Source organism: Chitinophaga sp. GbtcB8, from assembly GCF_019091455.1.
Lineage (GTDB): Bacteria > Bacteroidota > Bacteroidia > Chitinophagales > Chitinophagaceae > Chitinophaga.
On the sequence record NZ_JAGXJN010000004.1, the window covers coordinates 214,425 to 240,999 of the forward strand.

Annotated in this window: 27 protein-coding genes; 13 read left to right on the plus strand and 14 right to left on the minus strand. The window is 47.5% G+C overall.

What is annotated here, in order from left to right:
- Positions 1-62 precede the first annotated feature (62 nt).
- Entirely contained in the window at positions 63-323 is a 261-nt protein-coding gene (locus KVT36_RS07375) for a hypothetical protein (protein WP_217602843.1), read from the plus strand.
- A gap of 225 nt (positions 324-548) precedes the next feature.
- Positions 549-1,460, plus strand: coding sequence for a LysR substrate-binding domain-containing protein (locus tag KVT36_RS07380; protein ID WP_217602844.1), 912 nt, complete (start codon positions 549-551; stop codon positions 1,458-1,460).
- A gap of 189 nt (positions 1,461-1,649) precedes the next feature.
- On the opposite strand, the gene KVT36_RS07385 is transcribed toward KVT36_RS07380, so the two are convergent.
- From KVT36_RS07385 to KVT36_RS07410, 6 genes are all read right to left on the minus strand, one after another.
- Complete coding sequence (locus KVT36_RS07385; RefSeq protein WP_217602845.1) at positions 1,650-2,153, minus strand: lipocalin family protein; 504 nt, start codon at positions 2,151-2,153, stop codon at positions 1,650-1,652.
- Between the two features lie 89 nt (positions 2,154-2,242).
- Positions 2,243-2,716: a hypothetical protein gene (locus KVT36_RS07390; protein ID WP_217602846.1), complete on the minus strand. Its 474-nt coding sequence runs from the start codon at positions 2,714-2,716 to the stop codon at positions 2,243-2,245.
- A gap of 149 nt (positions 2,717-2,865) precedes the next feature.
- Positions 2,866-3,864: an MvdC/MvdD family ATP grasp protein gene (locus KVT36_RS07395; RefSeq protein ID WP_217602847.1), complete on the minus strand. Its 999-nt coding sequence runs from the start codon at positions 3,862-3,864 to the stop codon at positions 2,866-2,868.
- Positions 3,857-4,870, minus strand: a complete 1,014-nt coding sequence (locus KVT36_RS07400; RefSeq protein ID WP_217602848.1) for an MvdC/MvdD family ATP grasp protein — start codon at positions 4,868-4,870, stop codon at positions 3,857-3,859. Before KVT36_RS07400 ends, KVT36_RS07395 begins: the two co-directional genes overlap by 8 nt.
- A gap of 18 nt (positions 4,871-4,888) precedes the next feature.
- Positions 4,889-5,059 carry a microviridin/marinostatin family tricyclic proteinase inhibitor gene (locus KVT36_RS07405; RefSeq protein ID WP_217602849.1) on the minus strand — a complete coding sequence of 57 codons (171 nt, stop codon included), beginning with the start codon at positions 5,057-5,059 and terminating at the stop codon, positions 4,889-4,891.
- Positions 5,060-5,118: 59 nt separating this feature from the next.
- On the minus strand, positions 5,119-5,280 hold the full coding sequence (locus tag KVT36_RS07410; RefSeq protein ID WP_217602850.1) for a microviridin/marinostatin family tricyclic proteinase inhibitor: 162 nt from the start codon (positions 5,278-5,280) through the stop codon (positions 5,119-5,121).
- 420 nt (positions 5,281-5,700) lie between these two features.
- On the opposite strand from KVT36_RS07410, the gene KVT36_RS07415 reads away from it, so the two are divergent.
- The 4 genes from KVT36_RS07415 to recR all read left to right on the plus strand — a co-directional run bounded on the left by KVT36_RS07415 (position 5,701) and on the right by recR (position 12,316).
- Entirely contained in the window at positions 5,701-6,699 is a 999-nt protein-coding gene (locus KVT36_RS07415; RefSeq protein ID WP_217602851.1) for a lipid A deacylase LpxR family protein, read from the plus strand.
- Positions 6,700-6,792: 93 nt separating this feature from the next.
- Entirely contained in the window at positions 6,793-9,963 is a 3,171-nt protein-coding gene (locus KVT36_RS07420; protein ID WP_217602852.1) for an ATP-dependent DNA helicase, read from the plus strand.
- Positions 9,964-10,156: 193 nt separating this feature from the next.
- Entirely contained in the window at positions 10,157-11,632 is a 1,476-nt protein-coding gene (locus tag KVT36_RS07425) for an Ig-like domain-containing protein (RefSeq protein ID WP_217602853.1), read from the plus strand.
- A gap of 66 nt (positions 11,633-11,698) precedes the next feature.
- Positions 11,699-12,316 carry a recombination mediator RecR gene (gene recR, locus KVT36_RS07430; protein ID WP_089907214.1) on the plus strand — a complete coding sequence of 206 codons (618 nt, stop codon included), beginning with the start codon at positions 11,699-11,701 and terminating at the stop codon, positions 12,314-12,316.
- A gap of 163 nt (positions 12,317-12,479) precedes the next feature.
- Here recR and KVT36_RS07435 read toward each other — a convergent pair whose 3' ends face one another.
- Positions 12,480-12,680: a hypothetical protein gene (locus KVT36_RS07435; RefSeq protein WP_217602854.1), complete on the minus strand. Its 201-nt coding sequence runs from the start codon at positions 12,678-12,680 to the stop codon at positions 12,480-12,482.
- A gap of 483 nt (positions 12,681-13,163) precedes the next feature.
- On the opposite strand from KVT36_RS07435, the gene KVT36_RS07440 reads away from it, so the two are divergent.
- From KVT36_RS07440 to KVT36_RS07465, 6 genes are all read left to right on the plus strand, one after another.
- The gene (locus tag KVT36_RS07440) at positions 13,164-14,180 is read left to right on the plus strand and encodes a homocysteine S-methyltransferase family protein (RefSeq protein ID WP_217602855.1); all 1,017 of its coding nucleotides are present in this window, start codon (positions 13,164-13,166) and stop codon (positions 14,178-14,180) included.
- 14 nt (positions 14,181-14,194) lie between these two features.
- A complete protein-coding gene (gene metH, locus KVT36_RS07445; RefSeq protein WP_217602856.1) occupies positions 14,195-16,933 on the plus strand; it encodes a methionine synthase in 2,739 nt (912 codons plus the stop codon).
- 93 nt (positions 16,934-17,026) lie between these two features.
- The gene (locus KVT36_RS07450) at positions 17,027-17,800 is read left to right on the plus strand and encodes an exodeoxyribonuclease III (RefSeq protein ID WP_217602857.1); all 774 of its coding nucleotides are present in this window, start codon (positions 17,027-17,029) and stop codon (positions 17,798-17,800) included.
- On the plus strand, positions 17,797-18,099 hold the full coding sequence (locus tag KVT36_RS07455; protein ID WP_089907207.1) for a DUF4286 family protein: 303 nt from the start codon (positions 17,797-17,799) through the stop codon (positions 18,097-18,099). Before KVT36_RS07450 ends, KVT36_RS07455 begins: the two co-directional genes overlap by 4 nt.
- Positions 18,100-18,404: 305 nt before the next feature.
- Complete coding sequence (locus tag KVT36_RS07460) at positions 18,405-18,674, plus strand: HU family DNA-binding protein (RefSeq protein ID WP_029465307.1); 270 nt, start codon at positions 18,405-18,407, stop codon at positions 18,672-18,674.
- Between the two features lie 154 nt (positions 18,675-18,828).
- Positions 18,829-18,942, plus strand: coding sequence for a 30S ribosomal protein THX (locus tag KVT36_RS07465; protein ID WP_089907205.1), 114 nt, complete (start codon positions 18,829-18,831; stop codon positions 18,940-18,942).
- A gap of 196 nt (positions 18,943-19,138) precedes the next feature.
- Here KVT36_RS07465 and pdxH read toward each other — a convergent pair whose 3' ends face one another.
- Entirely contained in the window at positions 19,139-19,786 is a 648-nt protein-coding gene (gene pdxH / locus KVT36_RS07470; RefSeq protein WP_217602858.1) for a pyridoxamine 5'-phosphate oxidase, read from the minus strand.
- 136 nt (positions 19,787-19,922) lie between these two features.
- On the opposite strand from pdxH, the gene KVT36_RS07475 reads away from it, so the two are divergent.
- On the plus strand, positions 19,923-21,056 hold the full coding sequence (locus KVT36_RS07475) for a DUF3298 and DUF4163 domain-containing protein (RefSeq protein WP_217602859.1): 1,134 nt from the start codon (positions 19,923-19,925) through the stop codon (positions 21,054-21,056).
- A gap of 100 nt (positions 21,057-21,156) precedes the next feature.
- On the opposite strand, the gene pyrH is transcribed toward KVT36_RS07475, so the two are convergent.
- The 6 genes from pyrH to KVT36_RS07505 form a co-directional block, all read right to left on the minus strand.
- On the minus strand, positions 21,157-21,870 hold the full coding sequence (pyrH, locus tag KVT36_RS07480) for a UMP kinase (RefSeq protein WP_089907198.1): 714 nt from the start codon (positions 21,868-21,870) through the stop codon (positions 21,157-21,159).
- 119 nt (positions 21,871-21,989) lie between these two features.
- Positions 21,990-22,814, minus strand: a complete 825-nt coding sequence (tsf, locus tag KVT36_RS07485; protein ID WP_217602860.1) for a translation elongation factor Ts — start codon at positions 22,812-22,814, stop codon at positions 21,990-21,992.
- A 128-nt stretch (positions 22,815-22,942) separates the two neighbouring features.
- Positions 22,943-23,938 (minus strand): 30S ribosomal protein S2, encoded by a 996-nt coding sequence (gene rpsB / locus KVT36_RS07490; protein WP_217602861.1) that lies wholly within the window; start codon positions 23,936-23,938, stop codon positions 22,943-22,945.
- 105 nt (positions 23,939-24,043) lie between these two features.
- The gene (gene rpsI / locus KVT36_RS07495; protein ID WP_089907193.1) at positions 24,044-24,433 is read right to left on the minus strand and encodes a 30S ribosomal protein S9; all 390 of its coding nucleotides are present in this window, start codon (positions 24,431-24,433) and stop codon (positions 24,044-24,046) included.
- Between the two features lie 14 nt (positions 24,434-24,447).
- Positions 24,448-24,891, minus strand: a complete 444-nt coding sequence (rplM, locus tag KVT36_RS07500; protein WP_217602862.1) for a 50S ribosomal protein L13 — start codon at positions 24,889-24,891, stop codon at positions 24,448-24,450.
- A gap of 269 nt (positions 24,892-25,160) precedes the next feature.
- Positions 25,161-26,558 carry a RagB/SusD family nutrient uptake outer membrane protein gene (locus KVT36_RS07505; RefSeq protein WP_217602863.1) on the minus strand — a complete coding sequence of 466 codons (1,398 nt, stop codon included), beginning with the start codon at positions 26,556-26,558 and terminating at the stop codon, positions 25,161-25,163.
- Between the last annotated feature and the right edge of the window lie 17 nt (positions 26,559-26,575).

Below are 26,575 nucleotides of genomic sequence, written 5' to 3' on the forward strand. Positions count from 1 at the left end.
ACGGGTTTTTTTACGGGGAAATACTTTTTATACGTATATTACTAGTCTAAAACACCTTTTGTATGAAGCAATTTCTGACGGCGATATTGATCCTGCTCTTAGGCGCTTCTGTATCCATGGCCCAAACGCCGGCCACCGCCAAATCCAAAGCCAAAACGGAAAAAGCGGTAGCCAGCACCGGTACGCCTTTAAAGAAGGATGGTACACCGGACAAACGCTACAAAGCCAATAAAACCACGGCCACTGAAGGCCCTAAAAAGAAAGACGGCACCGCTGATATGCGCTATAAAGCCAATAAGGATGCTGCAAAAAAGAAAAGTTAACGTTTAGTAAGGTTTAAAACTGTTATAGTAAAGGGGCGTTTCTTCGGAAACACCCCTTTTTTTATGCTGAATGCTTAACGCCGAAGCCCGGATGTTGACTGCCGAATGCTAATTTATTGGTTATTAGCCGGGCGATCTCAATTGCTTGCGTTCACCCCACAGCGGTTCAGTACCAGCGTTAAGCATTCAGCGTTCCGCATTCAGCATAATTCGTAATTTCACACCATGTTGGATTTCAGATTAAAGGTCTTTTATACCGTGGCTAAGCGCTTAAGCTTTACCAAGGCTGCAGAAGAGCTGTTTATTTCACAACCGGCCGTTACCAAACATATTCATGAGCTGGAGCAGCAATTGGGTATGGCGCTGTTTGAACGCATTGGCAATAAGATCACCATTACGCCGGCAGGCCGTATTGTAATGCGGTATGCAGATGAGATCTTTACCAGCTACCGCAACCTGGAATATGATATTAACCAGTTAAAACATGAAAGGGGCGGGCGGCTGCAAATAGGCGCCAGCACCACTATTGCGCAATATTTTATACCACCGCTGCTGGCAAGGTTTAACCAAAGGTATCCTGAAATTAAAACCTCCCTTATCAGTGGTAACTCAGAACAAATAGAACAGGACCTGCTGGAAAAGAATATTCAGCTGGGCATTATAGAAGGCAGCTCCCGCAGCCCGCAGTTAAAGTACACGGAGTTTGCCAAAGACGAAATTGCCCTTATTGGCAATGTGAATTACAGCTACGGCGCCGGTGAAGTATTAACCGCAGCAGAGCTGGCGGCCATTCCCCTGCTGGTAAGGGAACAGGGCTCCGGCACACTGGAGGTTATAACGGAGGAGCTTAAACGCTTAAAGCTAAAGTTAACCGACCTGAATATAGCCATGTATATGAGCAGCACGGAAAGCATGAAGTCGTACCTGCATCATGCGCCCGGCGCTGCCTTTCTTTCCTTACAGGCTGTAAGCAGGGAGCTGGAAGCAGGCGAGTTTAAAATATTACCGGTGAAAAATTTCAAGCTGGTGCGGCAGTTCCAGTTCACTCACCTGCAGGGCCAGCAGGATAAGCTGGCGCAGCTTTTTATGCGCTTTGCCGGCAAAGAGATCAAAGGAGAAAAAGGGGAAGCAGGCTAAAGGCTGCGATAAAAATATGATGCGCTATTTATAAAAGGAGGGGCTGGGCCAAAAAAGAATGTAAAATGTAAAATGTAAAATCATAAATGTAAAAGTGAATGCCGCGAACATGGGTTTGTACCCGTATTGCGGCATTCACTTTTACATTTGAAATTTTGCATTTATGATTTTACATTCCTTCAGGTAAGCTTACCTGGTTTTCTGCAGCGTATAAATAATATAGGCGCTGTTACCTTCAAAAGTTACCGGTGCTCTCCACACCATTGTATTACCATCGTTAGAGCTAAGCTCTACCCGATAACCATCTGTAACATTTTTGGCCTTTACACCATCTGACAGTTTCTTGAACTGGAACATGCTGGATCCGCCATTTTTGTATAACGACCACATAATGGGCTGGGTAGCAGTAGTACACCCATCTGAAGTGGCCGATAAAGTATAAGAACCTTTGCCATTGGAAGGTAATACCCAGTTGCTGCCTTTAAAGCAGTTATAGGAAGCCTCATCAAACACAGTTACCTTACTGTTGGCGGGGATCCCTTCAAACTGGATGTCGGTAACTACCCAGTTACCTTTTACACTGCTTTTGGAAATGTCCTGTGTGGTGGAAGTAGCGCCGGATGAGCTGGCGCAGGAAACTGCAAACAGGGATGCTACGATCAGGCATAATGCTGCCAGGGCAAGATTTTTCATCTTCATCTGTTAAAATTTAATTTGACTGCAAATCTCAACTTTTGCACGATACAAAAGCAAGAAATATACCAGTTAAACACCGGGGAAGGTTATTTTGTTGAAGCAGGTGCGGTTGATGCAGGATAATTATGAAGCAGCCTGTTTTCCAGTTCCTGGTATTTGTTATAGAAATAAATGCTGCTTGCCAGCAGCGCTATCAGCAGCACACATAAACCAATAAAAACACAACGCCACCAGATACTTATCTGCATATACTGGTTGTGCGGCGCTTCCTGTAAGTTAATAACGGTATAGGCTGGTGGCTCCCGGCGTTTATGACGGCGGCGTTTTTCGCCGGTTTCCCATTGCACCTTATGGCTAATGTATTCCCATACCTGTGCAGGTGGCGTAACCCCACCTGCCATAGCAGCCTGCTGCAGTTTAAATGCCACCACAGAAATTTCAGATTCCAGCTCAGGATACCGGCGCCGCATATGGTCCAGCTGCCCCTCCTCATCGGGAGTAGCCAACCCTAACAGGCAGCACTCAATTGCCCCACTGTCTATATATGATTTGAGATCCAATGACAAACTTTTAATGGCGGATACGTAGAATGATGGATTAAATATACAGTTCCCCGCGCATTCATCTATCAGTACCAGGTATTAGAATTATATATACGTAGCACGGATAACATTCGTTTTCATCAGATAACAAAAATGCATAATTCGTGTCAGGTGCCGCGGTGGGCGGCCTTTCCCATAAGCACCTGGGCTATTTGCCGGGAAATGGCGTTATCGCACAGCTCATCCAGCCAGAAATACTCCCCTGCGGCATTTACTTCCAGGAAATAGTATTGATTATCAGGCGTCAGTATCAGGTCAATGGCGCCATAGTTAAGCCCGTAACGGTCCATAAAAGTGAGCAGCTTTTGCTGCACCTCATCCGGCAGGCGGTAGGGCTCCCAGCTTTGTATCAGGGCAGCGCCTTCTTTACGCCAGTCTGTAGCAGCCCGTTCCGACACGGCGGAGTTAATGCTGAAAGCAAACACCTCATACCCAACGATCGTTACCCGCAGCTCCAGCTGTTTTTCAATCCGCTCCTGGAACACCATGGGGCAGTACTGCACACTCTCCAGCTCCTGCAAATGATTTTCATCTACCGCATTGGTAAATACCACATGTTCTACGCCCTGCCGGTAAATGGCAAAAGAGCTTTGCATTTTGGTGATCACCGGTGCGTTTACTGAACTTATAAACCGGCGGATGGCCGCGGCATCATTACTAATACAGGTGGCGGGCACCTTTAATCCGCAGGCCACGGCTATACGTAATTGCTCTTCCTTACTTTCCAGGCGGCGGTATACGCTGAAACGTTCCATCTGGAAAATATCCAGGGCCTCCATCATACCAAACAGGGTGCGTTTGGTTTCCTGCATGGCTGCCTGCCGGAATTCCTTATCCAGCGCATCCTGCAGCCCCTTGCCAACGTTATAGCTGCGCCGGTACCAGATGCCCGCTGCATCATGCAGGGTATGAGAGCCGGTTTCATTTTCCAGGAAAATGTGCTGTTGCTGCTGCTGGTATATGGAGCTTAAACGGGTATGTAACGGGTAAGTATCTACGTTAAAGCGGATGGCTTCGCCTCCTGCTTCGTGCACAAAGCGGCTTACCGTATCTATACAAATATTATCTGCGGTATGGGTAATGATAACTACCTTTTGTTTAGCCATGTTGTATCTTATTTACAAGTTTTTCTGCAATGGTTTCGGCAATGGGATAACCCAGGTATTTTTGCAGCATGCCCCACTCCCCCTGCGGGTTTACTTCCAGGAACACATATTCCCCATCCGGCCGCCGTATCATATCTATAGCGCCAAAGGGCAAATCCAGCCGCTGCATAAATGTATGTAAGCCGGCCGCTACTGCATCCGGCAGCGTGTAGGGCTCCCAGGGCAGGGTTACATTGGCCGCACGCCAGTCTGTTTGCCCGGCGGCATCCAGCGTGGCATTAATTTTACCGGTATAAAAAGCCCCATCCACATAAGCTATGCGCAGCTCATAGGCTTTGGGCACATGCTCCTGGAATATCATGGGGCAATAAGCCAGCGTATCCAGCTGCAATAAATGTTGTTCTGTAACGCGGGTAGTAGGAAAAAATGCGCCGCTGGCATCCATGCTGCGGCTTAAAGCCCCGTGCAGCTTCATGATCATATTACCCTGGCAGGCCGTATAAAAAGCCTGCACCTGCTCGGGGTTATTGGTAAGCAGGGTACGGGGTATGGTTAAGCCGCTCAGCTGCGCTTCCTGCAGCTGTAACAGCTTATTGTTACTCACTGCATGGTCTGTTTCCATTTTATTGATCCATGGAACATGCTGCAGCGCATCAAAAAAAATATGCAGGCTGGTTCGGTATTCTTTATTGAACACGGGTATGTAGGCGGTATCCAGCGCAGAAGGTGTTTGCAGCGCCCACAGCTTCCGGTACCACACACCGGCAATACCGGCGGCCGCTATACGTTTTGCGCCCTGCTGCAGGTACATAGCCTTACCCGGTGTAAATTCAAACTGGTATTGGGTGCCAAATTCATCGGAGTTCAGGCGCCAGGTGGCATGACCCAGTTTTTCCAGGTGCTGCTGCACCTTATCTATGGTATAATAATCCTGTGTGTGCGTAATGCAAAGTATCATGCCCTTTATTAATAAAACAAGCAATAGCCCCTTGGCTATTGCTTGCACGATGAAAGTTTTACCGGTTTAGATATCGGTTTCATCCCCATCAGAAGGAAACTTTTGTGTTTCATTCGGATGATCTGTCAGCTTACTTGTAATAATGGGCCAAATGCCGTTTCCCTGGCCTTCAGCAGACTGTTGCGCCTCCAGGAATTGAGCAAAAAAAGGCTTCTGCACCTGATTGTCCAATTGCATAATTAAAAGGGTTTAGATTGTTAAAAAAAAGCAGGGGTACTGCCAATGTTGTGATGACTTTAGTGCAGCCAATCGCCGCCGTCCTCTTCCCGGTCAGAAGGGAATTTTAATGTCATTAAATTTTCTGCTGATCCGGTGTTACGGCTTTCTTCCTGTTGCGGGGCCTGGTCTTCCAGGAATTGTGCAAAGAAGGGTTTTTGGGTTTGGTTGTTGGGTTGCATACCAAATTGGGTTTAATGGTTAAAAAATAAAAAATGTATCTACAGTAATCTTATGCGGTTTCACAAACGAACGTTTGCATATTAAGTAAAAATAATGGTTAAAAGAACAACTGTTTTTATAACGGCCGCTTCCCGGCAATGTTACGCTCATAGAGAAAATATATGATGCACAAGACAATTTTCACCAAGATTTCTTGTTCCCAAACCTTATCTTTATCCAGTCAATAACCGGCCCCCCGGCATAGTTATTGATCGCCAGATCTGTCGTTTACTATACCACTATCCCAAACTCCTGCAACTGACAAAATTGTTACTGCTATGCCATGTTGATGTAAGTCAGCACTGACATATTGTTATGCCAACCTGCCACTGCTACCGCTGTAATGCACTGAACAAAACTGAACCGGTAAAACAGGAAGTATGAGAGCATTATTGACAGGAGCACTATTATTATTTTTAGCGGCAAAAGCTAACTGCCAGGTGATCAGCACGGCCGATAGCATTCATCACCTGCTGCGTATCTATGAGGACAATGATTTTCTGAATATCCGCGGGCAGGGTACTGATGAATCCTATACCAACGGCACCCGTATAGATTACTTTTACCAGAAAAAGAAACCCACCCGTTTTTTAGACAAGCTCATACTGCCACGTACGGGTAAAAATGCCATTAACACCTATCACTGGAGTGTGATGCAGGTAATGATAACGCCTGAGAACCTGAGTGAAACCAAGTACCTGCCGGATGATTACTCTTACTCCGGCGCACTGTTCCTGAGCCATGGGCTGGATTCCTACGACCCGGTAAGAAAGTTCAGCCTGCAGTCGGAGCTGGTCATGGGTGTAATGGGGCCACTGTCTTTTGCGGAAGATGCCCAGAAATGGGTGCATAATGTAATGAACTATGAGCCACCCATGGGTTGGGAAAACCAGCTGCCCAATGCCCCGCTGCTTAACTACAACTTTACCTATGAAAGAATGGTATGGCAGCCCGGCCCTTCTGTAGAGCTTATTGGAGGCGCCTCAGCTAATGTAGGTACTATGCTGGATGGCGGCGCCGTGCATGCCACCCTGCGTGTAGGGCATATGAACCCTTATTTTGGTATCAAGGCCGGCAGCGCACAGCAGGAAAAAAAGCTGCAGATCTATGCCTTTTTGCGCCCCACGGTGGAGTATACCTGGTACAATGCCCTGCTGGAAGGCGGCCTGTTTAGCTGGCGCAATAGCCGGTTTGAGGTGCGTAAATCTTTCAACAAAGCCACCCTGCTGCCCTGGAATACCCGCATAGATTATGGGATGGGCATTGCCTTTCACCGCTTCCAGGTAGCTTTTACCCAAAAAACGCAAAGCGCCTCCCTGAAAGGCACCCGCTCACATGAGGTAGGCAATATATCCGTGTATATTCCTTTAGGCAGCTGAACAATCCGTTCCCGGTCCTTGTTCTATTGCTGATAAAATTTCAATCACCTTTCACTTTCCCCAGAAGTAAAGCGATTCCCGTAATTTTGCTACATGTCCCGCGAATTATCACAACATCACCAGCAGCGTTTCCAGGAAGTATATACAGGGTTGAATGAGCGCCAGCGCCAGGCCGTAGATAATACGGAAGGCCCGGTAATGGTAATTGCCGGCCCGGGTACCGGTAAAACACAGATATTGGCCAGCCGTATCGGTAAGATCTTACAGGATACGGATTTCCTGCCGCAGAACATTCTGTGCCTCACCTATACAGATGCCGGCACCGTGGCCATGCGTAAACGCCTGACGGACTTTATTGGCCCGGATGCGTACCGTGTAAGCATACATACTTTTCACTCCTTTTGTAATGAGGTGATCCAGGATAACCTGGCCCTGTTTGAAAAAAATGTGCTGGATGCTATTTCCGAGCTGGAAAAAATTCAGCTGCTTAAAAAGCTGATCGATGGTTTTGCGAAAGACAACCCGCTGAAACGCTACCGGGGCGATGTGTATTTTGATATGAAGAACCTGGCCGCCCTTTTCTCTACCATGAAACGGGAAGGCTGGACAGTAGATTATATTCGCGGCCGTATTAAAGAATATTTAGACAGCCTGCCGCAGCGCGATGAATACATTTGCAAACGCGCCACCAAAACATTTAAGAAGGGCGATGTGCGTACGGATAAAATAGCTGTGGAAGAGGAAAAAATGGCCCGCTTACAGGCCGCAGTAGAGCAGTTTGATGTGTTCCAGACTATGATGCAGGCCGCTAACCGCTATGATTTTGATGATATGATCAACTGGGTGATCCGCGCATTTGAGAACAACCCCAACCTGCTGGCCGATTATAAGGAACGCTTCCAGTACATACTGGTAGATGAATACCAGGATACCAGCGGTACGCAGAACCGCCTTATACAGCTGCTGATCAAAGATGAAGAGCTGCCCAATATTTTTGTGGTGGGCGATGATGACCAGAGCATTTACCGCTTCCAGGGCGCCAACATAGAAAACATGGAGCAGTTTGCCGGCGGCTTTGCTGAAACGCTGCTTACCGTGGTGCTTACACAAAACTACCGCTCCGTACAGAATATACTGGATGTGGCCATGGCCCTGATAGACAATAACGGCGGCTCCCGCCTGGTGAACCAGCTACCGGGCCTCAGCAAAGAGCTTACTGCCAGCAATGCCAGGCTCACACCGCTTTCTATACCGCCTGTTATACAACGTTATAATACCGCCCGTGATGAAATGGCCGGTATTACCAATACCGTTACCCGCCTGCTGGAAGAAGGCGTGGCGCCGGGAAAAATAGCGGTCATATATCGTGAGAACCGGTATGGTGAGGAGCTGGCGCAGTACTTCCGCCTGAGAGGATTGCCCATCTACTCCAAACGTAACATTAATTTATTTGAAGTACCCTTTGCCCGCAAAGTATTAACCCTGCTGCGTTACATAGCCTGTGAGCTGGATACGCCCTACAGCGGGGACGACCTGCTGTTCTCCATCCTGCACTTTGATTTTTATAACATACCACCCATAGAAGTAGCCAAATTAAGTATACGGGTAGCGGAAAAAGGTTACCAGGAAAAAAACTCCATCCGCCAGTATTTACAGGAATGGCAGAAAACGCGCAACCTGACCTTATTTACAGAAGCGCCGGACCTGGCCATGATGAACGTAAGCAGCATGGTGGAAAAATGGATCAGCGAAGCGCATAATATTACGCTGCAGCAGCTGTTTGCCAGCATTGTTAATGACGGCGGCGTAATGGGCCACATTATGCAGTCGCCGGAAAAGATCTGGCTGATGAAGATCTTACAGGCGCTGTTTGATTTCATTAAAGAAGAAACCCACCGCAACCCGGACCTGAACGTAACCTCCCTGATGGAAATGGTGAACCTGATGGAAAGCAACGGCATTCCCATACCGCTGGTGCAGGTGGCCGGGAACGATAAGGGCATAAACCTTATTACCGCGCACGGCTCCAAAGGGCTGGAGTTTGAGCATGTGTTCCTGGCCGGCACTAACTCTCACCTGTGGGAAAAGAAACGTAAGAACAGCAGCGGTTTCTCTTTCCCGGATACAGTGTTTGTAACGCAAAGCACCTCTACCGACGAGCAGGAGCTGCGCCGCCTGTTCTATGTAGCCATTACCCGGGCGGAAAAACACTTATACATCAGCTACCCGGAGTTCCGGCAGGATGGCAAACCGCTGGAACCCAGCATGTTCATTACAGAAATACTGGAACAACATCAGCTGCCAGGCGCCAAAATGGAGCTGGCAGAGGAAGACCTGTTTGCCTTTGAGCTGCTGAACTACGCTAAAGGCCAGGCGCCGGAAATAGCGCGGGTAGACCAGCAGTTTATTGATACCCTGCTGGCCGGTTTTGTGATGAACGTAACAGCGCTGAACAATTACCTGGATTGCCCGCTGGGCTTCTTTTATAAGAACCTGGTACGGGTGCCCACAGGCCGTTCGGAGAATACGGAGTTTGGATCCGCCGTGCACTATGCCCTGGAAAAGCTGTTCCAGAAAATGCAGGAAAACCCGCAAAACGTTTTCCCTGCCAAAGAGGAATTCCTGCGGGATTTTACCTGGAGCATGCGCCGTAACCGGGAATCTTTTACCAAAGAAGCCTATGACCGGCGCATGGAATACGGGCGGGATATTCTCAACAACTATTACGATACCTATATTAACAGCTGGCCCCGCGTAGTAAGCGTGGAACGTAATGTGCGCAACGTAGTGGTAAGCGGCGTGCCCATAAAAGGGAAAGTAGATAAGCTGGAATTTGATGGCAACGAGGTGAATGTAGTGGACTATAAAACCGGTGATTATGAAAAAGCCATCAAGGAATATAAAAAGTTTGAGCTGCCCAATGAGCGCCACCCCAATGGGGGCGATTACTGGCGGCAGGCCGTATTCTATAAGATCCTGCTGGACAACTACAAGCTAAAGAACTGGCAGGTGGTAAGCACGGAGTTTGATTTTATTGAGCCCAATAAACAAAAGGTATATCATAAACAAAAGGTGCAGATTACCCCGCAGGATGTAACCACCGTTACCCAGCAGATCGTGAGCACCTGGGAAAAGATTCAGAATAAGGAGTTTTATACCGGCTGCGGCAAAGAGGAATGTCCCTGGTGCAATTTTGTGAAGGATAATAAACTGCACGTAGCCCTGCACAACCTGGAAGAGGAAGCCCTGACCGAAGAGGAGTAAAAGTAAGGAACGAAAGCGCTAAGTTTGCTGTTCAAAACGGCGGGCTGGAAGAATGTAAAATCCTAAATGTTAAATTTTTAAATGTAAAAGTAAGCGGTGGCGGAACAATGCCGGTTAACTTTTACATTTAGCATTTGAAATTTTACATTCCTTTTCGCCTCCTAAATTGGTAATAGTTTATTAATCAAAGCAAATGATCCAACGTTTCCGGAGCCTGGTTTTGGGATTAATTGTCATCGCTTCCTTTTTTTTGTCGCGCTGCGCCAATATAGTGCCCCCGGGCGGCGGCCCAAGGGATACCCTCCCTCCCCTGCTGCTGGCCGTTGATCCGCCGGATTCTTCCCTGCATTTTAAAAGCCGCAAGGTGCATTTTACCTTTGATGAATATGTGGAGATGGATAACGTGTTTGATAAAATGATCGTTTCCCCTACCCTGAAACGGGTGCCCACCGTTACCTCCAAGCTGCGTACCGTAACCATGGAGATCAAGGATACCCTGGCGCCAAATACAACCTACACCTTTAACTTTTCCGATGCCATCAAGGATGTGAATGAGCGTAACCCGATCATTGATTTTGCCTACGTGGTATCTACCGGCGATTACCTGGATTCCCTGCAGGTGCTGGGCCGCACCATTGATGCGGAAACCGGTAAAATAGACAGTAACGTGTCTGTGATGCTGTACCGCAATCACACGGATTCCGTAGTATCCAAGGAAAAACCGGTGTATTATGCCCGTTCCAAAGGCAATGGCACCTTCTGGTTCAAGAACCTGGCCCCCGGCGATTATAAGCTGTTTGCCATTAAGGAAGAGGACCGCGACCTGCAATATACCCAGCCCACCACGGAGCTGATTGCCTTCCAGGATAGTTTGATACACCTGCGGGAAACTAACATAAAAGATCTTACCATGCTGCTGTTCATAGAACAGGACAGCACCATAAAAGTACCCGGGGAGCAGCCGCCAACTGAAGAACCGGCGCCGGAAGAAAAAGAGAAGGAAAAGGATAAGGACAAAAAGAAAAAGCCCCGCCTGCAGATACAGCCGCAGCTGGACCAGAACCAGCAGGAGCTGGATACGCCCATGGTGCTGAACTTCACCATTCCGCTGGCACATATGGATAGCACCCAGTTCCACCTGGTGGAAGATACCTTGCTGAAACCTGTGAACATTGCCCATATGAAGCTGGACTCAACCCGCAGTAAGCTAACCCTTAAATATCTCTGGAAAGAAGGTATGCATTACCGGCTGATTGTGGATAAAACGGCTGCTACGGATACGCTGAACCAGCAAATGACCAAAGCTGATACCATTAACTTCTCCGCCAAAAAACTATCGGACTACGGAAAACTGTTCCTGAAGCTGAAGCTCAGCGACAGTACTGCCGCTGCCCTGAAAGGCGATACCAGCATACATTTTGTAGTGCAGCTGGTAAAAGATAAAGATGTTAAATACTCCGGCGTAGTGGTAAATGGCACCTGGACCAAAACCCTCATCACCCCTTCAGAGTACGAGATCCGTATTTTGCTGGATGAGAATGGCAATGGCAAGTGGGACCGCGGCGTATATTACAAGCATCCTAAAAAACAGCCGGAACGGGTGGTGAGCTTCCCGGAAAAGAAGAATATTAAAGCCAACTGGGGGGTGAAGGAAGATCTTACGTTGTAGGAGCTTCCACCCTTTATGCTGATATTTCACTTTTCACCGCACTCTCCTTTTCATTAATTTTGTTGCATGATCTTTTCCTCTGCCCTGATTGAAAATGCGGTCAATGAATTTGCCAGGATGCCGGGCATCGGCAAAAAAACAGCCCTGCGGCTGGTGTTGCATTTGCTGAAGCAGGAGCCTTCGCAAGTACAGCAGTTTAGTGAGGTAATTGCCCGTATGCGCCAGCAGATCAGGTTTTGCCAACAGTGCCATAATGTTTCCGACGAAGATATTTGCAGCATTTGCGCCAGCCATAGCCGTAAAAAAGAGCTGGTATGCGTAGTGGAGAACATACGCGATGTAATGGCTATTGAAAACACGCAGCAGTACAATGGGCTATACCATGTGCTGGGCGGCATCATCTCCCCTATTGACGGTATTGGCCCGGACCAGCTGAACATTCACTCCCTGGTGGAAAGGGTGCAGCAGCAAGGCATTACAGAAGTTATTATGGCCTTAAGCCCTACTATTGAAGGCGATACCACCATCTATTATCTTTCCAAAAAGCTCAAGGAGCTGCCCGTAAAAATTACCACCATTGCCCGTGGCATTGCCTTTGGCGGTGAGCTGGAATATGCGGATGAAATGACGCTGGCAAGGTCTATTACGAACAGGCTGCCGCTGGAAAGCTATATGCAGAAATAAGCTGAATGCTGAATGCCAAACGCTGAACGCTTCCTGCGTTTTGCTAAGGCGTTAAGCATTTAGCATAAAAAATACAGGTGCTTAATAGCACCCGTGTGTGTTTAACCTGTAATTCCACGTTATGAAAAAGGTATCAGCCCGTAAGGCGCGCTGACAATGCGTTTTATGGGGTTGGTTCCGCTGCCGGATCTGTTTGTGTTTCCTGTAATTGCCTCCACTTTTGCATTTCATACTTGTTCAGAAAGCATATTTTAAATACTTCTGAATGGTCGTTATCACCGGGTCCGTCTGCCACAGGTACCGGCTGCAGTCCTAATACTGCCAGGTGCTGTTGTAAACTATGGATATGCTCTGCAATTCGCATGGCTGGGTTGTTACAAGTCAACAATAAGAACAAGGCTGTGGTGGTATTATACTTCAGTTACAACAGGAGCGCATGCTGCATTCAGGCATACACGTTGTAATGAAAAGAGTATTGGTGGTTACCGTGGTAGCTGTCAGATATTTGTTGTATTCGTTTTGCATGATCTAAGTGCATGAAGAAGCATGGCTTCCAATTACCCTACAAATATAGTAGACTAATAATACTAAACAAAATTATTTTTTATTCCGTGGCAAAAGAGGCTGTAAATGCATGCGGAAGCTCCTGTATATATTCCTGATATGCCGCAGGCACAAGGCGGGGCCATTTAACAGGCCTTTAACATCTGGTATACTCCATATACCAAATCATGCTTTTCTCTCAGGAGTTTAGTATCTTTGCAGGATTCCCGGCGGGTGGATTTGTTTATTGTTCGACCCCCCGGTTTCACAATCTTCTTAACCGTAACTAATAAACATCAAGCACATGAAATCTTTGCAACAATGCGCCACAGAGCGCATCCTGATTATCGATGGTGCAATGGGCACCATGATCCAACGCTACAAATTAGAAGAATCCGACTACAGGGGAGAACGTTTTAAAGACCATCACAGCGATGTGAAAGGGAATAACGACCTGCTAAACCTTACCCAGCCGGCTATTATTGAAGCCATCCACAAAGCTTACCTGGACGCCGGCGCGGATATTATTGAAACCAATACCTTCAGCAGCACTTCCATTGCCATGGCGGATTACGACATGCAGCACCTGGCTTTTGAGCTGAACGTAGCTGCAGCCCGCATTGCCAAAAAGGCCGCTGCGGAGTACACCGCTAAAAACCCGGATAAGCCGCGGTTTGTAGCCGGCGCCATTGGCCCGCTCAATAAAACCCTCTCCCTTTCCCCGGATGTAAATAACCCGGGCTTCCGCTCTGTAACGTTTGATGAGGTGGCCACTGCCTATACAGAACAGATCAAAGGACTGGTAGAAGGCGGGGCCGACATCTTATTAATAGAAACCATCTTTGATACGCTTAACTGTAAGGCAGCCATTTACGCTATTAAACAATACTTCCGGGAAACCGGTAAGCCGGAGCTGCCTATCATGATCTCCGGAACCATTACCGATGCTTCCGGCAGAACGCTGAGCGGACAAACCCTGGAAGCTTTTTACATATCCGTAATGCATGCGCATCCCTTCTCCGTAGGGTTGAACTGCGCACTGGGCGGACAACAAATGCGGCCGCATGTGGAGGAGCTCTCTCACATAGCCGCATGTTATGTAAGCTGCTACCCTAACGCAGGGTTGCCCAATGCCTTTGGCGAGTATGACGAGCAGCCGGAAGATACCGCCTGCATTATTGAAGATTTTGCAAAAGAAGGCTTTGTAAATATTGTAGGTGGCTGCTGCGGTACCACGCCGGATCATATCCGCCATATTGCAGAACATGTAAAAACCATTAAGCCCCGTCCCTTACCCAGGCTGGAACCCACCCTGGCATAAACAGCAATAACAACATGAGTGCAACAATAACTAATTCTGATACATCAAACGGAACGCTGGTCATTAAACCATACCTGCGGCTAAGCGGGCTGGAACCGCTGGTAGTAAGGCCGGAGACCAATTTCCTGAACATAGGGGAGCGTACCAACGTAACCGGTTCCAAAAAGTTTGCCCGCCTCATACGGGAAGGCCAGTACGAAGAAGCCCTGTCCGTAGCCCGGCAGCAGGTGGAAAGCGGCGCCCAGATCCTGGATGTGAACATGGACGATGCCCTGCTGGACGGGGAAAAGGCCATGACCACCTTCCTGAACCTGGTAGTGGCAGAACCGGATATTTCCAAGATCCCTATCATGATAGACTCCAGTAAGTTCAGCATTATTGAAGCGGGTCTTAAATGTATACAGGGTAAATGTATTGTAAACTCCATCAGCTTAAAAGAAGGCGAAGCCAAGTTCATTGAGCAGGCCTTTATTTGTAAAAGCTTTGGTGCAGCCGTAGTAGTAATGGCGTTTGATGAGCATGGCCAGGCAGATACCATGGAGAAAAAAATAAGCTTCAGCCACCGCGCCTATAAGATCCTTACAGAGCAGGTAGGCTATGACCCACAGGATATTATCTTCGATCCCAACATCTTTGCCATAGCCACCGGCATTGAAGAGCATAATAACTACGCGGTAGATTTTATTGAAGCTACCCGTGAAATAAAACGCCTCATGCCCCTTACCCGTGTAAGCGGCGGGGTAAGTAATATCTCCTTCTCTTTCCGCGGTAATGATGTGGTGCGTGAAGCCATGCACTCCGTATTCCTGTACTATGCCATTAAAGCCGGTATGGATATGGGCATTGTGAATGCAGGCATGATCCAGATCTATGATGAAATAGAACCGAAGCTGCGCGATCTGTGTGAAGATGCAATACTGAACCGCCGGGACGATGCAACGGAAAGGCTGATCAATTTTGCCGAAACCGTGAAAGCCAAAGGCAAGGTAATAGAGAAAGACGAGAGCTGGCGGCAGGGTACGGTGCAGGAACGGCTAAGCCATGCGCTGGTAAACGGTATCACCGATTATATAGAAGCAGATACGGAAGAGGCGCGCCAGCAATATGACCGCCCGCTGGATGTAATTGAAGGCCCGCTGATGGACGGCATGAACATAGTAGGCGACCTGTTTGGCAGTGGCAAAATGTTCCTGCCGCAGGTAGTAAAGAGCGCACGTGTAATGAAGAAATCCGTGGCGGTGCTCACCCCTTTTATAGAAGAAGAAAAAAAGCGCCTAGTGGCACAGAACGGCGGACAAATAAAGTCAGCCGGCAAAATACTGTTAGCTACCGTTAAAGGTGATGTGCATGATATAGGTAAGAACATAGTAGGGGTGGTATTAGGCTGTAATGGCTATGATATAATAGACATGGGCGTAATGGTGCCCACCGAAAAGATCTTACAAACCGCCCGGGAACAACAGGTGGATATTATTGGCTTAAGCGGCCTTATTACCCCCAGCCTGGATGAAATGGTGCACGTAGCCCGGGAGCTGAAACGCCAGCAGTTTGATATACCGCTGCTTATAGGCGGCGCTACCACCTCCCGCACACATACCGCTGTAAAAATAGCGCAGGAGTATGAGCATGGCGTAGTGCATGTACTGGATGCCTCCCGCAGCGTAACCGTTACAGGCAGCCTGCTGAACAAAGCCCTGAAAAAGAACTTCCTCGCAGAAGTTAAAAAAGAATATGAAAAGCTGAATGAAGGCTTCCGTAATAAGCGCCCGGTAAAACAATACTTGTCTGTAGCAGATGCAAGAAAAAATAAAGCTGTCATTGACTGGAACGGCTTTACCCCGGTACAGCCCAAACAGCCCGGCATACAGGTGTTTAAGGATTATGACCTGGGCGAAATAGCTCCATATATAGACTGGCAGCCCTTTTTCATTGCCTGGGAGCTGCACGGCAAATTCCCGCAGATCTTAACAGATGAGGTAGTAGGTAAGGAAGCCACCCGTTTGTATGAGGATGCGCAGGCAATGCTGAAACGTATTGTAAATGAAAAGTGGCTCACTGCCAATGCCGTAATAGGCATCTTTAAGGCCAATGCTACCGGCGATGATACTATACAGATCATAAGTGATACCGGCATGCCGGTACACCTGGAGTTCCTGCGCCAGCAGATCAAGAAAGCGCCGGGCCAGCCCAACTTTTCCCTGGCAGATTTTATAGCCCCTGACAGCACGGGCCTGCAGGACTATATGGGCGGCTTTGCTGTAACCACCGGCGGTGGTATAGAAGCGTGGCTGGAAAAATTCAAGGCAGACCATGATGATTATAGCAGCATTATGCTGAAAGCCCTGGCCGACCGCTTCGTAGAAGCTTTTGCAGAGTTAATGCATGAGCGGGTGCGTAAGGAATGGTGGGGTTATGCCAGTGAAGAGCACCTGAGCAATGAAGACCTGATCAAAGAAGCATATTCCGGTATACGCCCGGCGCCCGGTTACCCCGCCTGCCCGGAGCATACGGAAAAGTATAAACTGTTCGATCTGCTGGATGCTACCACACATACCGGCATTACCCTCACAGAATCATTGGCCATGTACCCGGCAGCCAGCGTAAGCGGCTGGTATTTTGCCAACCCTGCCAGCAAATATTTTGGCATTGGTAAAATAGAAAAAGACCAGGTGGAGGACTATGCACAGCGTAAAGGCTGGAGCCTGGAAGAAGCCGAGAAGTGGTTACGCCCGGTACTTGAATACGACATGTAATTGGATTTTAGATGTTAGATTTACGATTTTAGATTTGATAGAGGCGATTGTTTCTAATCTAAAATCGTAAATCCAAGATCGTAAATAACTAATATGAGAATTGTTTCCTATAACGTAAACGGTTTGCGCTCCGCCATGAGCAAAGGTTTTGTGGAATGGTTGCAAACAGACCCCGGAGATATTATTTGCCTGCAGGAGATCAAAGCCCAGAAAGACAATGTTGACTTCCGCCAGTTTGACCAGCTGGGTTATGAACACTACTGGTATCCCGCGCAAAAGAAAGGTTATAGCGGTGTAGCCGTGCTCACCAAAATAAAGCCGGACCATGTTCAGTATGGTAATGGTTTTATGCAAAGCGATACAGAAGGCCGTTTTATACGCCTGGATTTTAAAGATGTTACCTTAATTAATACCTACATCCCTTCCGGCACCAGTGGCGATGAGCGCCAGACCTATAAATATCAGTGGCTGGATGAGTTTTATGGTTATCTGAACACCTTACGCGCTACCCGCCCCAACCTGGTAGTCTGCGGCGATTATAATATTTGTCATAAACCTATTGATATACATGATCCCGTTGGGAACAAGAAGTCCAGCGGTTTCCTGCCTGATGAAAGGACCTGGATGGATAAGTTCTTTGAAAGCGGTTTTGTGGATACTTTCCGGCACTTTAACCCGGACCCGCACCAGTACAGCTGGTGGAGCCTGCGCGCCAATTCCCGTAATAATAATAAGGGTTGGCGTATAGATTACATTAACGTAAGCGCGCCCTTACAGGCCCGGCTTAAGAAAGCCGCTATCTGGCAGGAGGTAAAACACTCTGATCATTGTCCGGTATACCTGGAGCTAACCCCCGGCAGCTTATGATCATATATAATGTAACTACCAAGATCACCAACAACATCCACGACCGTTGGCTGCAATGGATAAAGGAGGAGCATATACCGGAAGTAATGGATACCGGCCTGTTTCATGATTTCCGCATGTGCCGGCTGCTGGAGCAGGATGATAAGGAAGGCCCCACCTATGTTATTCAATACTATACAGATACCCTGGAGAACTATCATACCTACCTGCAGGAGCATGCTCCGGAGCTAAGACAGAAAAGCTATGAGCAGTTTGGGAACCAGTTTGTGGCTTTCAGAACCGTTATGCAGGTGGTATAAGCCCTCAAATTTATCCACAGGAAATCCACTGTTTTCAAGGGATTCAAGGCCTTATACAATATGGAAGGGAAACCGGCGTTTATTAGTAAGTTCATATCAAATGCCCCATGGTGGCGGGTCTTGCTAAATACATGGCCGCAGGAGAGGGGTACCCATGAAAAGGCCGATCGGCTGTAACCGTTACCAGTAGCCCCTTACAGCCGATAAAAATTTGGTTATAATTGCAGCAAAAAATTTGGTAATCTGATAAAACGCTTTATATTTGCTCACATCAAACATTTTTCACTAGTTAAATCTTACTAACTATGAACAAAGCCGAATTAATCGACAAACTGGCAAAAGATGCCGCCATCACTAAAACTCAAGCTAACGAAGCATTGGATTCTTTTACCAAAGCTGTTGCTGATACACTGAAAAAAGGTGGAAAAGTAACCCTGGTTGGTTTTGGTACTTTCTCTGTTTCTAAGCGTGCTGCCCGTAATGGTAGAAACCCTCAGACTGGCCAGATCATCAAGATCAAGGCTAAGAAAGTTGCTAAATTCAAAGCTGGTAAAGCGCTGTCTGACAAGCTCTAATCGGTTAGCACAACTTATTCAAGCAAGGAACAGTTTTGTTTCTTGCTTTTTTTTGCTTTATAGGCAACACTTTCAGGAATGGCGCGAATTGCGTAATTTGCGCCTGATTAGGCAGGCAAAACTGCAAATTCTAAAACTGTAAATTATTATTACAATGGGTAGAGGTGATATCAAAACCAAAAGAGGTAAGATCTCCAACAAATCCTTCGGTAAGGCAAGACCTGCCAAAACCAGGAAAACTGCTGCTAAAGCAGAAAAGAAAGCATAGTTCAAATTACGGATTGTGCTTAACGCGGAACGCCTGAGGCTGAACGCTGGTGTATGTTGTAATACATTCAGTGTAAATAGCATCAGGCGTTAGTATTTCTGTAAGGCGTAAGCAACACATCCACTCACTCCCCATTCATAGTTATTTCCACTTTTCATAAACCACTTAGATCCCCGAACTACTCAATCGTAATTAATCATGGCGCCAGCCGCTCTATTCTCCAGCCTTCCCCTTCTGTTAGCGTATATTGTACACGGTCATGCAGGCGATTGCTGCGTCCCTGCCAGAATTCCATTAACAGGGGTTTTACCGTATAGCCGCCCCAGTTATCAGGCCGCACAGGTGTTTCCAGCACATATTTTTCAGCCAGTGTGTTTACCTGCTCTTCTAAAAAAGAGCGGTGCGGTATAACCCTGCTTTGTGGAGATGCGATAGCGCCAATACGGCTGCCCAGTGGGCGTGAATCATAATATTCATTACTGATGGCAGCGGGCGTTTTACTAACTATACCGTCTATACGCACCTGCCGCTCCAGCTCCCGCCAGAAAAATAACAGGCTCACCTGCGGGTTAGCCGCCATTTCCAGCCCTTTACGGCTTTCATAATTGGTAAAGAAAGTAAACCCATCTGTATCAAAACTCTTTAATAATACAATGCGTGCGGAAGGACGGCCCTCCGGGGTGCTGGTAGCCAGTGTCATGGCATTAGGTTCATCCAGCTCACTGTTAATGGCATCCTGCCACCACTGCTCAAATTGTTTCAGCGGATCTTTTTCCACCTCGCTTTCATCCAGGGAGGCCAGGCGATAATCCTTACGCAGTGCTGCTACTTGTTTATTTAACATAGGCCCGTTTTTAATTGATACAAAGGTAAGGGCAGCCGGATGAATTACGAATTTTAAGCTGAATGCGGAACGCTGCATTCCGCATTCAGCGTTTCGCATAATTTCGTAAACTTGTACCTGTTCAACATCAAATACCATGAACAAACATCCCCTGTTTTTTTTGCTGGCAGCCGCTGTTCTTACGGCCTGCGGGCAGCACAGTAAACCCGGCAATACTACAGCAGACAGTACGCTGGCAGCCAATACAGCCCCTGCAGCTGCCCCTTATTTTTATTTACAGCTGAAAGGCGTGGTGGGCGAGCAGGAGGTTACCATGCAGCTGCTTAAGACCGGGCCGGATATTTACCGCGGTTATTATGTATATGACAAGGTGGGTGAGCCCATTAGCATATGGGGCAGCCCGGATTCCAGCAGCCAACAGTTAACCCTATACGAAGATAGCCGGGGCGATGAGGAGATCACCTTCCGCGGCAAGCTGGATAGCTCCGGCAACTTTACCGGCACCTGGCGCGGCAAAGGCACTGCGTACAAGTTCCTGCTGCATCCTGATTTTAGTAAGGCAGTACACTTTGATGTATATTATGCAAAGGATAGCGCTCCGCTGCTGGCCAATGCTCCTGAATCACCCATGGGGGAAGCCGCTAACAGCATTATATGGCCGGCTGCCCGTACTGATGCCGGCATTGCAGATCTTATTAAAACAGCCATTACCGGTAAAACCCCGGTTAATGATCCGCAGCAGTTTGTAAAAAGAAGTAATGATTCTTTCCTGGTCAGCTATAAAGGCAGCGCTTCCACCATTGACAGTGCAGCCCTGCAAAGCGAAGGCAGCGCATCCTGGAACTGGACCTCTGAAGGCGATATAAAAGTAGTATGGAACCAGTACCCCTTGCTGTCTTTAGAGTACTTTGGCTATGATTTTACCGGCGGCGCACATGGTAATGGCGGCGCCATACACCAGGTGCTGGACCTGGATAAGAAAAAAGTGCTTACCCTGGATGACATTTTTAAAGGCGATTATAAGCCGGTGCTCACGCGGGAGCTGGAGCTGTCCTTTCACGAAGCTTACCAGACACCGGAAGGCCAGCCTGTTAAGGAAATGCTGCTGGTGGATAGTATTGAGCCCAACAATAATTTTGTGCTTACCAATAAGGGCATTGTGTTCAGCTACACGCCCTATGAAATAGGGCCGTATGCAATGGGTCAGGTAAATTTATTTATCCCCTATGAGCGCCTGCAGGAAGTATTAAAAGCAGACTACACTAAGTAACGGCAGTAACGGCACGTATAGCCGGTATAAATTAAAATGCAGATGTGCAAACGGAGCTCCATTTGCACATCTGCATATCTATCGCTGCAAATTAATTTTATCAGGCGGTTACCAGTGTACCCACACGTTTACCCATGATCACCTGTAACAGGTTGCCGGGTTTGTTCATGTCAAATACAATAATAGGCAGCTTGTTCTCCTGGCAAAGGGTAAAGGCCGTCATATCCATTACGTTCAGTGATTTCTGGTACACTTCTGCAAAGGTGATGGATTCAAAGCGGGTAGCAGTGCTGTCCTTCTCAGGATCGGCGGTATAAATACCATCCACACGGGTACCTTTTAAGATCACATCGGCCTGTATTTCTATGGCGCGCAGGGATGCGGCCGTATCAGTTGTAAAGTAAGGGTTGCCGGTGCCGGCGCCAAAGATCACTACACGGCCTTTTTCCAGGTGGCGTATAGCGCGGCGGCGAATGTAAGGCTCTGCGATCTGCTCCATTTTAATGGCCGATTGCAGGCGGGTGTACAAACCAACTTTTTCCAGTCCGCTTTGCATAGCCATACCGTTAATTACGGTGGCCAGCATACCCATATAGTCACCCTGTGCCCGCTCGATCCCGGTCTCTGCTTCATTCATACCACGATAGATATTACCGCCGCCAATTACAATGGCTACCTGTACGCCCAGGTCTGTTACGGATTTAATATCATACGCATAATGTGTGATTACTTTCGGATCAATACCATAATTTCCATCGCCCATCAGGGACTCACCGCTCAGTTTGAGTAAAATTCGCTTGTACTTAGGCAACATGACGCTATAATAAGATTGTAGAAGGTGGTTAGTTTATCAGTTATTTACGATAAATATACAGGTATATGCACAAAAAAAAGGAGAGAATTTTCTTCTCTCCTTTTTTCCCTGTGATCCGATTACCCTAACGCGATGCGTTTAAAGGCGGTTACCGTGAGATCAGCGGATACTGATTTCAGGTAATCTGCTACGGATTTGTTATTATCTTTTACAAAAGCCTGCGCTAACAGCGTGCTTTCCTTGAAGAATTTATTCACTTTACCCATGGCAATTTTTTCTGCCATTTCAGCGGGTTTACCTTCTGCCTTCACCTGCTCAACTGCAATGTCCTTTTCACGGGCAATAACATCAGCCGGTACGCTGTCAGCGTCAACCGCAATCGGGTTCATAGCAGCAATCTGCATGGCTACGTCTTTACCCACTTCTTCAGAAGCAGGTTTGGAGAAGCCTACCAGTACGCCCATGCGGTAGTTACCGTGGATGTAAGCGGTTACAGAAGCAGCATCGATCCGTTCAAATTTGCTCAGGGTGATCTTTTCACCGATCTTGGCTACCTGGTCGTTCACTTTATCTGCAACGGTAGCACCGTCCAGTGTAGCGGCGCCCAGCTCTTCAATGGTTTTAGCACCCGTGCTAAGAGCCAGATCTACTATAGATTGTGCAAATTTTACGAAGTCTTCATTTTTGGCCACAAAGTCGGTTTCGCAACCTAAGCCTACTATCACACCAGACTTATTGTCTGCGGTGGTTTTAGCAATGATAACGCCTTCTTTGGTTTCGCGGTCAGAACGTAAAGCCGCTACTTTTTGACCTTTCTTACGCAGGTAATCCACTGCCTGTTCAAAATCACCGTCACTTTCTACCAGTGCCTTTCTGCAGTCCATCATACCCGCGCCAGTTTGCTGACGCAGTTTGTTTACATCAGCCGCTGTAATTGTTGCCATGACTTATAAATAGTTTTAGAGTTTACGAAGTACTTGTTCAATTACCTATTAAATAATTACGAATTACGAATGTAAGCAATCACATAGATCACAACTCGTAATTCGTAATTGATAATTCGTAATTAATATTATCTGCCGCCACCAGGCCTGTTGCCGCCACCTGCACCGGAGGGACGACGCTGTCCGCCGCCACCGCCACCGGGCCTGTTACCGCCAGGTCTGTTGCCGCCGCCGCCTCTGTTGGGGCCACCGCCACCAGGACGGTTACCGCCACCACCACCGGGACCTCTGCCAGGACCACCAGGGCCTCTGCCACCGCCGCCGGGACCGCCTCTGCGGGCTCTTTCACGGTCTTCACCACCTTCCAGCTCAAAGCGCAGGGCTTTGTTATCTGCTTCTTCCTCTTCGATCACCTCATCGGTTTTCTCAGTAGCTCTTTCAGAAAGACCTTCTGCAATAGCTGCTGCGATGTAGTTAGTAATAATGGCGATGGATTTGGTAGCATCGTCATTGGCGGGAATTGCAAAATCAACCTTGGTAGGATCGGAGTTGGTATCCACCATACCGAAGGTAGAGATACCTAAACGGCGGGCTTCTGCCAGTGCAATATGTTCGTGGCTGATGTCAATGATGAACAGTGCAGCCGGAACGCGTGCCAGTTGAGCGATACCACCCAGCACTTTCTCCATTTTCTCTTTATCGCGGCTTAAGGTTAAGCGTTCTTTTTTGGTAATGTTATCGAAAGTGCCGTCTGTCAGCATTTTCTCAATGCTCTGCATTTTCTTCACGCTCTTACGGATAGTAGCAAAGTTGGTTAACATACCACCTAACCACCTTTCTGTTACATAAGGCATGTTGATACGCTTGGATGCTTCGGCTACGATTTCTTTTGCCTGCTTTTTAGTAGCCACAAACATGATCTTTTTACCGCTTTTGGCGATGGATTTCAGGGCCGCTGCTGCGTCCTGTAAACCTTCTACGGTTTTGTTCAGATCAATGATGTGAATACCTTTCTTTTCGGCGAAGATATATGGCAGCATCTTCGGGTTCCATTTCTTCTTCAGGTGACCAAAGTGCACACCTGCCTCCAGTAACTGCTGCTGTAATGAGGTATTATTTTCCATGTTTATTATGCTCTGTTAAAAGGATCAATAATTTAATTAGCTGTTAGCGTTAGCTGATAGCATTTAGCTAAAGGCCAAAAGCTAAGAGCTAATAGCTCCCATATACTAGCGTTTAGAGAACTGGAAGCTTCTTCTTGCTTTACGTTTACCTGGTTTCTTACGCTCAACAGATCTGGGATCGCGGGTAAGCAGGCCGGCTGCTTTCAGGGCAGGGCGGAATTCTGCATTAATCTCGCACAGTGCACGGGCAATACCCAGCTTCACGGCTTCTGCCTGGCCTTTAATACCACCACCGGCAGCGTTCACCTTCACGTCAAATTTGTCCAGCGCGTCAATGGTTTTAAAGGGCGCTTCTACCTGGTTCTGCAGGTATACAAGCGCGAAATATGTTTTATAGTCCTTGTCGTTAACAGTAATGTTGCCGGTACCCTTGCTTACATATACGCGGGCTACAGCTTCTTTACGACGACCAATGGTATTTTTTTGCTTTTCCATGTATCAGAGAAAAATTAGAAAGTTAAGGTTTGCGGTTTCTGCGCTGTGTGCGGATGCGCAGCACCGGCATAGGCAAATAATTTCTTGTACATCTTACGACCCAGGCGGTTCTTAGGCAGCATACCTTTTACAGCCCTTTCTATCATTACTTCCGGACGGCGGCGGATCAGGTCTTTTGCCAACTCAGCCTTCTGACCACCGGGGTAGCCGGAATAGGTCTGGTATTCCTTTTCGTCCATTTTGTTACCGGTCAGTATCACTTTCTCAACATTGATCACGATCACGTAATCACCACAGTCGGTATGAGGCGTATAATAAGGTTTGTTTTTACCTCTCAGAATGGCCGCTATCTTGGCGCTCATGCGACCCAGCGTTAAGTTGGTAGCATCTACAATGTACCAGTCACGCTTTACAGTAGCTTCGTTGGCCGATTTAGTTTTGTAACTTAAAGTGTTCATTTTTTATAGAATAAAATTTGAAAGCAAATCACAACGTCAGTAAATAGTTGTCCCGTAAAATCGGGAGTGCAAAACTAAGTAGTTGCTGCGGAATAACCATGGGTTTAACGTTATTTTTTGTGGACACCCCTTGCAATAGATTGATTTTCAATAAAAATTTTGATAAAAAGTTTTCAACCAGCGCCAGATCCGCTATTGATGGGGCTTTTATTTAAAAAAGTAAAGGCTTGCCATGATTAGCAAGCCTTTACCAACATATGATAATCTTTTTACTGATCGTAGCCGGGGTTCTGCGTAAGCTGTTTATTTACATCCCTTTCACGTTGCGGCACCGGTAATACCAGGAAATTATCTGTATATACCTTAGTCCCTACATTCATTTTCAGCCTTTTCTTAGTCCACAGCCAGTCGCCTTCAAAAGCCAGCTCGCGGAAGCGCTCCTGCACAACCTGGTCGGCAGTAACCGTAGCCAGGGCAGTTGCATTGGCGCGGGCCCGTACAAAATTCACATCCTGCAGCGGAGTGTTGGCGCCTACCTGTGCACCACCGCTGCGGGCATTGGCTTCCGCACGGGTCAGGTACATTTCAGATAAACGTACTACCGGAATAGCTTTATAGAACAGGGTCCATTTGCCGGTATAGGTGCTGCCCTGGTTACCGGCAATACCATCGCCTTCATATACAAAGGCTTTCCGGTCATCTCCGTCTTCGTACAGGTCCAGGTAGGTAGGTGCTACTGTCACATCACCTCTTCCGGATGGTTCCAGGCTATAAGCAGCATACATGGTTGTAAGACCGTTATTGCTGGTACCGGCATTACTCTGGTTGTTTTGCTGGATGGCAAATACATCCTCAGATGAATTGCTGATATTATTGAATGCTTTATCAAAAGTAGCTGTCAGGGAAAGGCCACTCTTGGTGATCACCTCATTGGCAGCAGTAGCAGCCTCTGTATATTTTTGCTGCGCCAGATATACCCTGGAAAGGAATGCCAGTGCAGAGTATTTGGTAGCCCTGCCATTAGGATTGGTTGCCGGCATTTTATCAGCAGCCTCCGTCAGGTCAGATAAGATCTGGGCATATACTTCTGCTACTTTTGCACGGGGCTTAATATCCTTGGAGGCATCATATACTTCCACCGGGTCTAATATCAGCGGCACTGCTTCATTCACAGTCTGGTTACCGGCAGAATAAGGCAAAGCAAAAAAGTTCACCAGCTCAAAATAGGTTACCCCTCTGATAAAGCGGGCTTCGGCGGTAATGGCATCCCGCTCGTTTTCATCCAGCAGGTCGGCTTTGGCCAGTACCGTATTGGCGCTGCTAATGATAATGTAAGCACGGCCCCAGATGCCGGATGCAATGCTGTTAGAGCTTACCATTGCCTTGTTATACACATCTCTGTAGTCCACAAAAGTGCCCACAAAAGCCGTTTGCCCTGCGCTGCCCAGCAGGTCAGCAATCAATGGGTACCGCTCACCAAAGGCATTAAAGTGCTGCATGGAATTGTAAGCACCGAACAACACCGCTTTTACATCCGCAGCAGTTTGTATCTGGTCGGGAGTAATGCTTTGACCCGGTACTACATCCAGCTTTTTATTACAGGCTGCACCGGTTAACAACAGTGCGCCGGTGAGCAGGCTGATTGATATATATCGCGTAAGTTTCATGTACAAGAGTTTTAGTC

Coding starts and splice junctions, on each gene's coding strand:
- KVT36_RS07420 (WP_217602852.1), top strand. CDS start 6,793: ATGTCCCGCGAATTATCACAACATCACCAGCAGCGTTTCCAGGAAGTA.
- KVT36_RS07425 (WP_217602853.1), top strand. CDS start 10,157: ATGATCCAACGTTTCCGGAGCCTGGTTTTGGGATTAATTGTCATCGCT.
- KVT36_RS07440 (WP_217602855.1), top strand. CDS start 13,164: ATGAAATCTTTGCAACAATGCGCCACAGAGCGCATCCTGATTATCGAT.
- KVT36_RS07435 (WP_217602854.1), bottom strand. CDS start 12,680: ATGCGAATTGCAGAGCATATCCATAGTTTACAACAGCACCTGGCAGTA.
- KVT36_RS07475 (WP_217602859.1), top strand. CDS start 19,923: ATGAACAAACATCCCCTGTTTTTTTTGCTGGCAGCCGCTGTTCTTACG.
- KVT36_RS07395 (WP_217602847.1), bottom strand. CDS start 3,864: ATGGCTAAACAAAAGGTAGTTATCATTACCCATACCGCAGATAATATT.
- KVT36_RS07450 (WP_217602857.1), top strand. CDS start 17,027: ATGAGAATTGTTTCCTATAACGTAAACGGTTTGCGCTCCGCCATGAGC.
- rpsB (WP_217602861.1), bottom strand. CDS start 23,938: ATGGAAAATAATACCTCATTACAGCAGCAGTTACTGGAGGCAGGTGTG.
- KVT36_RS07385 (WP_217602845.1), bottom strand. CDS start 2,153: ATGAAAAATCTTGCCCTGGCAGCATTATGCCTGATCGTAGCATCCCTG.
- KVT36_RS07460 (WP_029465307.1), top strand. CDS start 18,405: ATGAACAAAGCCGAATTAATCGACAAACTGGCAAAAGATGCCGCCATC.
- KVT36_RS07465 (WP_089907205.1), top strand. CDS start 18,829: ATGGGTAGAGGTGATATCAAAACCAAAAGAGGTAAGATCTCCAACAAA.
- rplM (WP_217602862.1), bottom strand. CDS start 24,891: ATGAACACTTTAAGTTACAAAACTAAATCGGCCAACGAAGCTACTGTA.
- KVT36_RS07505 (WP_217602863.1), bottom strand. CDS start 26,558: ATGAAACTTACGCGATATATATCAATCAGCCTGCTCACCGGCGCACTG.
- KVT36_RS07375 (WP_217602843.1), top strand. CDS start 63: ATGAAGCAATTTCTGACGGCGATATTGATCCTGCTCTTAGGCGCTTCT.
- KVT36_RS07405 (WP_217602849.1), bottom strand. CDS start 5,059: ATGCAATTGGACAATCAGGTGCAGAAGCCTTTTTTTGCTCAATTCCTG.
- tsf (WP_217602860.1), bottom strand. CDS start 22,814: ATGGCAACAATTACAGCGGCTGATGTAAACAAACTGCGTCAGCAAACT.
- metH (WP_217602856.1), top strand. CDS start 14,195: ATGAGTGCAACAATAACTAATTCTGATACATCAAACGGAACGCTGGTC.
- KVT36_RS07380 (WP_217602844.1), top strand. CDS start 549: ATGTTGGATTTCAGATTAAAGGTCTTTTATACCGTGGCTAAGCGCTTA.
- pyrH (WP_089907198.1), bottom strand. CDS start 21,870: ATGTTGCCTAAGTACAAGCGAATTTTACTCAAACTGAGCGGTGAGTCC.
- KVT36_RS07410 (WP_217602850.1), bottom strand. CDS start 5,280: ATGCAACCCAACAACCAAACCCAAAAACCCTTCTTTGCACAATTCCTG.
- KVT36_RS07415 (WP_217602851.1), top strand. CDS start 5,701: ATGAGAGCATTATTGACAGGAGCACTATTATTATTTTTAGCGGCAAAA.
- pdxH (WP_217602858.1), bottom strand. CDS start 19,786: ATGTTAAATAAACAAGTAGCAGCACTGCGTAAGGATTATCGCCTGGCC.
- rpsI (WP_089907193.1), bottom strand. CDS start 24,433: ATGGAAAAGCAAAAAAATACCATTGGTCGTCGTAAAGAAGCTGTAGCC.
- recR (WP_089907214.1), top strand. CDS start 11,699: ATGATCTTTTCCTCTGCCCTGATTGAAAATGCGGTCAATGAATTTGCC.
- KVT36_RS07455 (WP_089907207.1), top strand. CDS start 17,797: ATGATCATATATAATGTAACTACCAAGATCACCAACAACATCCACGAC.